We start from the raw sequence: 8383 nt of genomic DNA on the forward strand, positions 1-8383 counted from the left end.
GAAGTATCGCTGCACGGTGGTGAAGGGCGGGAAGTCGCGCGGAAGCTGGCTCCACTGGCAGCCTGTGGACGCGATGTACTGGATCGCCTTGACCACCGCCCGCAGGTCCGTCGTGCGCGGTCGGCCCAGGCGGCGGGGCCCCGGCAGGAGCGGCGCGACCAGCCCCCATTCGCGTTCCGTCAGATCGCTTGAACAACCGCGCCCTCGCCGGGCATGATCCCGGCGAGCGGTCTCTGTCCAGGCCATCGTGCACTCCATCTCGTCTCGCAAACGGACGGAATCACAACCTGCTGAGATCGCTCAACTCTTTTCGGGTTCGGCTCTAAGGGGAGCAGGTCAGAGCCAGCAGAGGATACGTTCGAGAAGTTCATGGCGGGGAAAGTGGGAGGCTGATGATGAGGCACGTCATCACACGCGGCGAGAGCGGCCACACGAGGCTCGCTTCGGCGATGCCGAGGTCACAGTTTGGCTCCAAGAAATCATAGCGACAGCGGAGATTCCCATCGAGGGCGACAAGCCCAACCGGCCACCCCGGATGCGCCGTTTATCATCGACGTCACGACAATGCAGGTTAGAAGGTCGCACAATGAATAACAATGACCCGCTTTGGCTGGCCTACCTCTTGGAGTCTTGGGGACCCACGCCGGAGCGGCAACGAGAATTGCAGGCGCTCGAGGACCAAATTCGCGCCGAGGGGCCCTCCGCCAAGGTCGATCAGTTTCTGGCCGCACGCGTCAGAGGGGTGAGAGCGTACGAGGCCAAGCAGAAGCTCGGACAGGTGTTCCGCAACGGCGGGGAGCGCGCTGCGCGACAATGGCTTGTCGAGGCGAAGGGGTCTTGGCTGCGCGACCGTGATATTCTTAAAAGTCTTGAATTGAAGCTTAGTGATCTGATCAAGCGTAAGCAGAGTCTTCGTAGCCGACATAACCAGCCCAAGCAGCGTTCTACGGTCCGGACGACTTTGAGAGATGGTCGACACCCGAACTGTCTGCGCGCGCTACAACCTGCCCACTCCTGGACAATCTATCTCGACGAGACTGGTGCCGATTTCGACAGCACAGAGCGCCCCTCAAACCCGAACCGAACAGGGCGTATAGTCGCACTGGCCGTTCCCGAAAGCGTCGAGTTGCCCGATTGCGGTGGATTTCATGCTGCGGACAGAACGTTTGCCGAGGTCGACGAGATACTGCAGCGTGTTCTCGACGCGCCGGTAGGCATTCTAGGCTTCAGCGTTTTGGATGATACTGCGCGACATCGCTACTGGATCGGCCACGTTCTCCATCTCGTGCGCTGGACGCTGCTTCAACTTCCGGTTCCGGCTGATGGCCGAAGAAGCAAGATTCGCATCCTGATCGAGCAGCGTGACACCTATAGTCCACAGACGGATCTGAAGGCTCTGGCCCAAGCCCTTGAAAGCGAATTGGCCGCACTTGACCCGCAGCGTTTCAGCGAACTCGTACTTGAGATGGGCTTCATGGACAAAAACCACCCCATGAACGGTTATGTTGATGTCCTAGCCTTTACATGGGGTAGCACGGACTGGTCGAACAAGGACCGTTTGCGCAAATCGCAGTTGGAGGGTCATTGTTTCGTCAAGGCCAACGAGAGCAACCTGCACCATCTTTTCTTGGCATTGACCAGTGGGGGACCGCTGGCACCAGCCGATTGGTATGCGCTTTGCGCTGCGGTGGTAGATGAGCACGAAAGCAGCTTCCTGCGCCGCGAACTCGATCGGCTCGGCAAGGTCATTGCGCACCACCCCCGGCAATGGGAGCTTTACCTCGAAGAAGTCCAGATGCGCCTTTCAAGCAAGCGGTACTCCCTTGCCGAGTTGGGCAGTGCCATAGCTTGGCTGCAGCAGTATGCCGACCAGTCGCAAATCATTCCAGGCACGTTGAGGCTACAACTCGACAGCAGCCACCTATCATTGGCCAATCATCGCGGGCAGATTCAGGAAGAGCTTGTCTTCAGCTGCCTCGAGTGGATCAACAAGCTTGAGGACGAGGCGCCGCAACTGGTAGCCGAGGCACTGTTGCGGATGGCAAGCACAATGACAAATAACTTTCAATTCAACGCGCTCGAGGAGATCGTCGAAACATGGCTTGCTAAGCCCATCGCGGTGGCCGGGCTGCTGAACTATGGCAAGCTGCAATCCACGCGCGGCCAGATGCATGCCTTCTCACATGACCCTGCCAAAGCCGTTTCCTTTTTCGAGGCCGCCGCGAGGAGTTTCGACCGACTGAGCGATCCACGGCAGGCCGCACGAGAGAGGCATCAAACCGGCATCTACGAGATGATCGCCCGGATGGACGCAGTCCCTTTCGATGCCGACGGCGAAGAGTCGAGCGCCGAAGCGGGAATGGTACTAGACTCCATTCGTCAACTGCTCGGCAACCGCGAACCCGAGGCTATCAGTCGGTCTCTGTCCGCGTCAGATCAGGAAAAGCGCTTCGAAAATCATCTATGGTTGCGTGCATTGAACCGCTTTCCCCGACAAATGGCCAGCGCCCGCGCGGCGTATCTCGGCACCCGCGACAAGTGGAAGATCGGTAGCGATCATCCTTGGCCGCTAATTTTGGCCTATAGGGCCTGGCTTCTGCAAGACGCGGGCGAGACTGAAGAGGCGCATTCGCACCTGGATGCGGCCGTTCGCACCTGCCTAGACGATGACCACGGTGTGACGCTCGAGTGGATGGCGCTGGTGCTCAGTACTTTGGCGCAGGCGATCGGCGTGCCGCTAGCCAGTCCTGATCATGAGGCGGCGGACGGCCTGCGAAGGCGTCTGCAGCATGCGCCTTGGGAGGCGTTGGCCGAGTTCGCGGCTGAGGCTTCACATGGCAAAATACCTCCCGCCCGGGTGTGGGGACATCTCGCGAAATGCCTTCCCTTCAACTTTCACTAATCGGCGTACCGGTCCAATCTTGAGTAAATAATGATGTCTCTTCCCAGAATCCCCATTTCCGCTCCTGAACTTGCACGCCGAGTTCTGCTGCATCCTCGTGGGGGCGTGAATGCATTGATGGAATTGGTCAGGAACAGTGAAACTGAGTGGCTGGAGCTTAAGGCCTCATTCTATCCCGAGGGTGGCAAATTCGAGCAGGGAACAAATGCAGACGACTATCGCTGGAACGTTGCAAAGGCGGTCATCGCGCTGGCCAACTCGATCGGTGGCGTGGTGCTGCTGGGGGTTGCCGACAATGGGAGCGTAATCGGTATCGAGGCCAGCGACCCCGACGGTCGGCGGCAATCCAAGGGGGCGGAGGCGTTTCGTCGCGAAGTGGTCATGCCAAAGGTTCTATGCCCAACCAAGGGCTGGAAGACGGGCCGCCAGGGCCATTTCCGACTTGTGAATGCAGCGTTGCTCGAGCGACTGGTCGCACTGGAGGAGATTCCGCAAGGCGAGCAGAGCGTTCTAGCTATTTTTGTCGATCCCACGCCCGAGGGCTACGGCTTTGTCGAAGTCGAGGCATCAAATAATGACACTCGGCAGATCTACCTGCGCAAACGCGGTGCAGTTGGGCAGGTCGTGGCGCTTGACGCAGATCAAGCGGATGTTCTTTCAGCACATGAAGCACAGCGCCAGAAGCTTGCGGCTGAGATCCCACTGCTCTGGAGACAGTTCGAGGAAGGTGGCCTGCTGGCCCGCTCGAATGAGGAACTCGTGCCCGATGTACGCCACCATGTCGCCGCGCTGGAGAAGCGTCTGGCGCCGGTCGCGGCTCAATTCATCCCTCTTCTCGCTGTTCAGAGACCCACAACTAGGCCGAACGCCGTCCGCAAGGCTCAGGTGCTCGATGACGGCGACAACTGGGTCCGGAGCGAAGCGACACCCTCTAGGGAGGACAGCGATCTACTGCCGCCCCCCCCCGAGCCGCGTAGGGGACCGGCTACCGAATTGCTCGGAGGAACCAACCAAGCGCTGCTGATCGGGGAAGGTGGCTCCGGCAAGAGCAGATGCCTTGCTGCGCTCGCTTTCGAAGCGGCCCGCGAATGGAAGCCCGGCGAGCCCTGGCCGCTTCTGGTATCTCTTTCCGCCTATTCCGCGCAGGGTTTGGCCGGCTTGCTTGCAAATGAAAGCGGCATCGACTGGCAAGATCTGGCGCCGCGGGTCAAGGCTGGCGAATTAACTCTCTATCTTGATGGGCTGAATGAATGCCCGGACTTGTTCTATGATCAATGCTTGAAGGAGATCGCAGGGATCCTGCGCGAGTATCCCGCGGCGCGCGTGCTGGTAACCAGCCGGAGCGCACAGTTGCCGCCGGAGTTCAATTTAGAGGTATTCGAACTCGAGGCAATGGATAGGGAATGCCAAAGAAAGCTTCTGGAAACCTATCTTGAGCAACCGCAGAAGGCCGAGTCGATCCTTGAGCAGTTGCACCTTCATGACAGTGGCAGATCGATCGCCGGCAGCCCGATGCTGCTACGCATCGCCGCTGAGGTCGCGCGTGAGACCGACGCAATCCCGAACGAGCGCTCGAAACTGTATTGTCGCTTTCTCGATGCCTGGTTCCGGCGGGAGACCGAAAAGTCGAGGCGCAGCGGCGAGTCGCTGCCATGGGATCACGAGTTGACCATCAACGCGCTGGCCGAATTGGCTTTCCGGGCGCGGCAGAAGGGTAGCGGCCGAATTCCTCGGACGCAGGCCCACGCCTTACTGATCCATCGCTTTGGTGAGGACACCGATCGCTTCATCGAATGGGCCTCACAGGGCACCGTTCTGGTTCGTGACGAAGGTCGCGGCGATCTGGCTTTCGAGCACGAGACAATCCAAGAGTATCTCTGTGCCAGATATTTGGTAGCTCGGCATGAGGACATGCATTCCGACGTGTTGGCGGTGCGCGTTGATGCCAAGCCAGGAATATGGGCAATGCCTCTAGCCTTCGCGTTTGAGATGCTCGCGCAGCCATCGCCGGCGTTTGTGGATTCAGCGTGGAGGGTTGAGCCGCTGATCGTTGCTGCCGGAGCCCGAAGCGAACTGCACCTTCATGCCAAAGATGTGGCTGATGACCTTTGGGAGGAGGCAGTATTGAACGTCCTGCTTGGGAAGGATGCTGCGGCACAGGCCCGCGCTATCTCGATCATTGCGCGCTTGCCTCCGAAGTATCCTATCTCGCAATATCTGCTGAGCAGCCTTAACAGTCATGCTTTCTGGTACACGGCGCAAACACATGCCGCCGGTGTTGCTAGACTCGACCGGCTACGCGGTCTGGTCTGCGGTCACGATTTCCCGTGGATTGAATTGCTGTCTGATGCACTGGTCGGCTATAAAGCTTGGGCCGAGGGCCTGTCGCCGGCGCTCCGCGCCATCGCAGGTGTCAGCCCCACTCCAACCCTGCGTGAAGTGTTGTCCTCATGCTCGGTCTCTGAACTCTGTGCTCTCCGGCGACGCAAGATGATCTCTGCCAACACCTTCGTCTCCGCTTGGAAGACAGCACTTGACCGCTCATCAGCAGATCGACTGGATCTCGACCTTTTGGACATTCTGCGCACCGAGAAAGAGCAGATGGACGATATCCTGAAAGACATGCTCCCGCGCTACCAGGCCCAGCTGCGCCGAATTGCCTTCGAACCAGAACTGTCACTGCGGGTTCTCAGCATCCTGCTTCGGGGAGGGGTGGTCCAAGCAAAGGAATTGCGTGACCGACAAGGTTTTCTGGCCAACGTGTGCGCCCGTATGTCCATGATGAACGCCATCCGCTTGTCAAAGCAAGGCCTACTGCGCTCTGCTGACATCGATGCCGAAACGCGGACGCGTCTTGTATATGATCGAAAAACCAGAAGTCGCAACATTGACGAGGCAATCAAGATTGGGCTCCTGAGCCCAGAGGATCTGCCACCCCAGTTGCGTGAGCGAACTGTGGCCACCGGCCCGTCGCCCCGCAAAAAGCCGCGAGCAAGACTTGGGGCGACCAAGTTTTCGGTTGCGATGCTGAGTGATGCCAAATCCCGGATGAAGGTTAATTCAGAGCTTGCGAAGACACGCTGGAAAGTTGAGCTGAAGCGGACCATCCCCGAGCGGGGTTTCGGCTTCGTTCGGCACCCCGATTTCAAGGAAGACATCTTCTGCCTGTTTTCAAAGATTGCCGCGACGGACCGAAATGGGCTGCGCGAGGGGGAGGTGCTCAATGTGAGCATCACCACCAGTTTCGACCGAGCAAGGCAGCAATGGAGCTTCGCGGTCGAATCGGGCCACACCGTAGAGAATTAGAGAGCTGGCGCTGTCACTCCCCCGTCGCCTGCGGGCCGAGTTCATAGTATCTGTCCTTGATTTTTATAGGGGCTCCGGTGAGTAGCTTTCGCGCCTCGTCCTTGTCAAAATCATAAATATGGGCCGAGGCGACATAACCGCGTAGAGTGCCGCTAACTGTGTTGCAGCTTCTCGCAAGGTCGCTCTGTAGCTGGGCCATCGCGGCAAGATTGGCATATTGGCGCCCGAAGATGTTCTGACTCCGGAAGAAAAACTGCAGGTCGAGTCTTCCTTGGCGTATTTTCGCGTCAAGCGTGGTCAGGCAAGGCAGGCTAGCCGCGGAGCTACCGGGAACGAGAAGGTTGATAGTCGCAGACTTCGTTTCGGGTTTGCGTTTGAGTCGCTCGACCATCCAATCAAACTGATTGATTCCCGCCATGTCGAAAATTCGCTGCCCGTAGGTGAAGGGGCGATCAGGCATGCAGGCGCCTTGCGCAAACTTGGCAAGGGTCCGGGCCAAGACGGTTGGGTCACCATGGGCGGATAGCAGCGGATCGGAAACGCTTGGCGCCGAAATCTCGACTGTCAGACCAAGCACCTCGAGCATCCCGACCTCTCCATCGTGATGGGGTTGGCCGTGGCTCAGCACATGGTTGATGCTCTCGATCCAACACTCTCCGATAGTCTGCGCACGGATTCCCATCGGTAGTTCTGCCATGAAGATAGCTCCTACTTCAGAACAGTTCGCGCCAGAGCGCCTCGTAATGTCGTCCTTCGAGCGACACGCCGCGTCGCGCTGTGGCCGCCCCGGTCCGCGAGAAATGGCCGGCGCCATTCCCGTCATCTGCGAAACTGTCGTGCTCGAGACGCTCGAGTTGGTGCCAGGCGCCATCGGAATGCCGGACGGCAATTTCTTCGCGCTCGGTTATGCCGCCGATGACCGATACCTTCGCATCCTGGGATGCCGCCAGCTGGTACATTGCCGGCAAGTGCGCCGCCGGGACGGCATAGAGAAACTGCCAGTCGCCGCCCGCGGTGCTGAGCTGTAGCGGCGAGAGACCCGATGCTAAAATGAGTTCGTTGAGGTCGGGATGCAACGGGATGCGCTGCTCATCGACAAAGGCGCCGCAGGCACTAGCACCGCATAAGGCGTGAATTGCGCCGGGCAGCCCATCGCTGATATCGGTTCCGGCATGCGGTATACCAGCCTCCGCAATGGCGCATCCGAGGGTGAAAGGCGGGCGCTGCTCGATGATCGCCTTCTCAACTATGCGGCGGGCGCGGAGACCGATCGGGAGCGCGCGCTTTAAGGCAATCAGCCCTAGCAGCATCGATCCGAGGAACCCTGTAACCACCAGCGCATCGCCCGGGCGGGCACCCGAGCGGCAAATACGTTTATCGCGCGGCACCGTGCCGAGCGCAGTGGCCACCAACGCGAATTTTGGGTTCTGCTTGGTGTCACCGGCAACGATCTCCGCACCGTAACGCCGAGCGGCCTCGGCAGCGCCCCGCATCACATCACGGACGAACCCAAGTGTAGTGTCCGGGGGAAGCAGCAATGCCACCGTGACTGCCCTCGGAGTGCCCCCGGAGACCACGATGTCGCTGATGGCATGTGAAACGCCGAAGTCCCCAACGCATTCTGGGCCGGCAAGCCCGAGACTATAGGCCGCATTGAGCCCGGATCGGTCGGTGTTCAGCACGAGAAGCTCATTGTCTTTTTGTCGCAGGTCGACGAAGGCCGCGTCGTGACCGAATCCATCGACCAGCATGCTCGGAGTGGCCAAGATGCCCGCGATCTCGGCCACGAGGCGGCGCTCTCCTGCCTCTCGGATCGTCAATTTCTCGTCCATCAGCTACCTTATAGCTCTTTCTTGAGAGACGTGGTCTCTGCTGAGTGTGTGTCTTGGCCCCAGCAATTTCCGCAGACAGAATCAATGTCAACCGATCTCTCGGATCCCATGTCGATCACGGATACTTGAAGAAGATCAAGCTTTCTCCTATCTCGGCTACGGTGACCATCCAGACGGTCGACGATGGAGAAAGGGTCAACCTGAGGTGGGACGTCACCGCTGGGATCGACAATCTCATGTCTCAGAGCCCGACTCATAATTCGACCGGTGGTGCGTGGTATCGAGCCAAGCGTCTGACAAGAATGCGGATATGGGCGATCAGCAGCCATGCCTCGGAGCTTGC

General features: G+C 59.1%; 6 protein-coding genes. 3 read left to right on the forward strand and 3 right to left on the reverse strand.

The window, feature by feature from the left end; translation table 11 throughout:
• Nucleotides 1-246, reverse strand: a 246-nt coding sequence (locus tag LY05_RS14765) for a transposase (RefSeq protein WP_148923677.1), incomplete at its 3' end; no start/stop codon positions are given.
• A 340-nt stretch (nucleotides 247-586) separates the two neighbouring features.
• Between LY05_RS14765 and LY05_RS14770 the strand changes: the two genes are divergently transcribed.
• Complete coding sequence (locus LY05_RS14770) at nucleotides 587-2902, forward strand: hypothetical protein (RefSeq protein WP_148923678.1); 2316 nt, start codon at nucleotides 587-589, stop codon at nucleotides 2900-2902.
• 33 nt (nucleotides 2903-2935) lie between these two features.
• Nucleotides 2936-6208 carry an RNA-binding domain-containing protein gene (locus LY05_RS14775; protein ID WP_170259031.1) on the forward strand — a complete coding sequence of 1091 codons (3273 nt, stop codon included), beginning with the start codon at nucleotides 2936-2938 and terminating at the stop codon, nucleotides 6206-6208.
• Nucleotides 6209-6221: 13 nt separating this feature from the next.
• Here LY05_RS14775 and LY05_RS14780 read toward each other — a convergent pair whose 3' ends face one another.
• Nucleotides 6222-6905, reverse strand: coding sequence for a thymidylate synthase (locus tag LY05_RS14780; RefSeq protein WP_170259032.1), 684 nt, complete (start codon nucleotides 6903-6905; stop codon nucleotides 6222-6224).
• Between the two features lie 16 nt (nucleotides 6906-6921).
• Nucleotides 6922-8040: a thiamine-phosphate kinase gene (locus LY05_RS14785; RefSeq protein ID WP_148923681.1), complete on the reverse strand. Its 1119-nt coding sequence runs from the start codon at nucleotides 8038-8040 to the stop codon at nucleotides 6922-6924.
• Nucleotides 8041-8165: 125 nt separating this feature from the next.
• On the opposite strand from LY05_RS14785, the gene LY05_RS15300 reads away from it, so the two are divergent.
• Nucleotides 8166-8383, forward strand: a 218-nt coding sequence (locus tag LY05_RS15300; protein ID WP_211356342.1) for a hypothetical protein, incomplete at its 3' end; no start/stop codon positions are given.

This window comes from Oceanicella actignis, assembly GCF_008124525.1.
GTDB lineage: Bacteria > Pseudomonadota > Alphaproteobacteria > Rhodobacterales > Rhodobacteraceae > Oceanicella > Oceanicella actignis.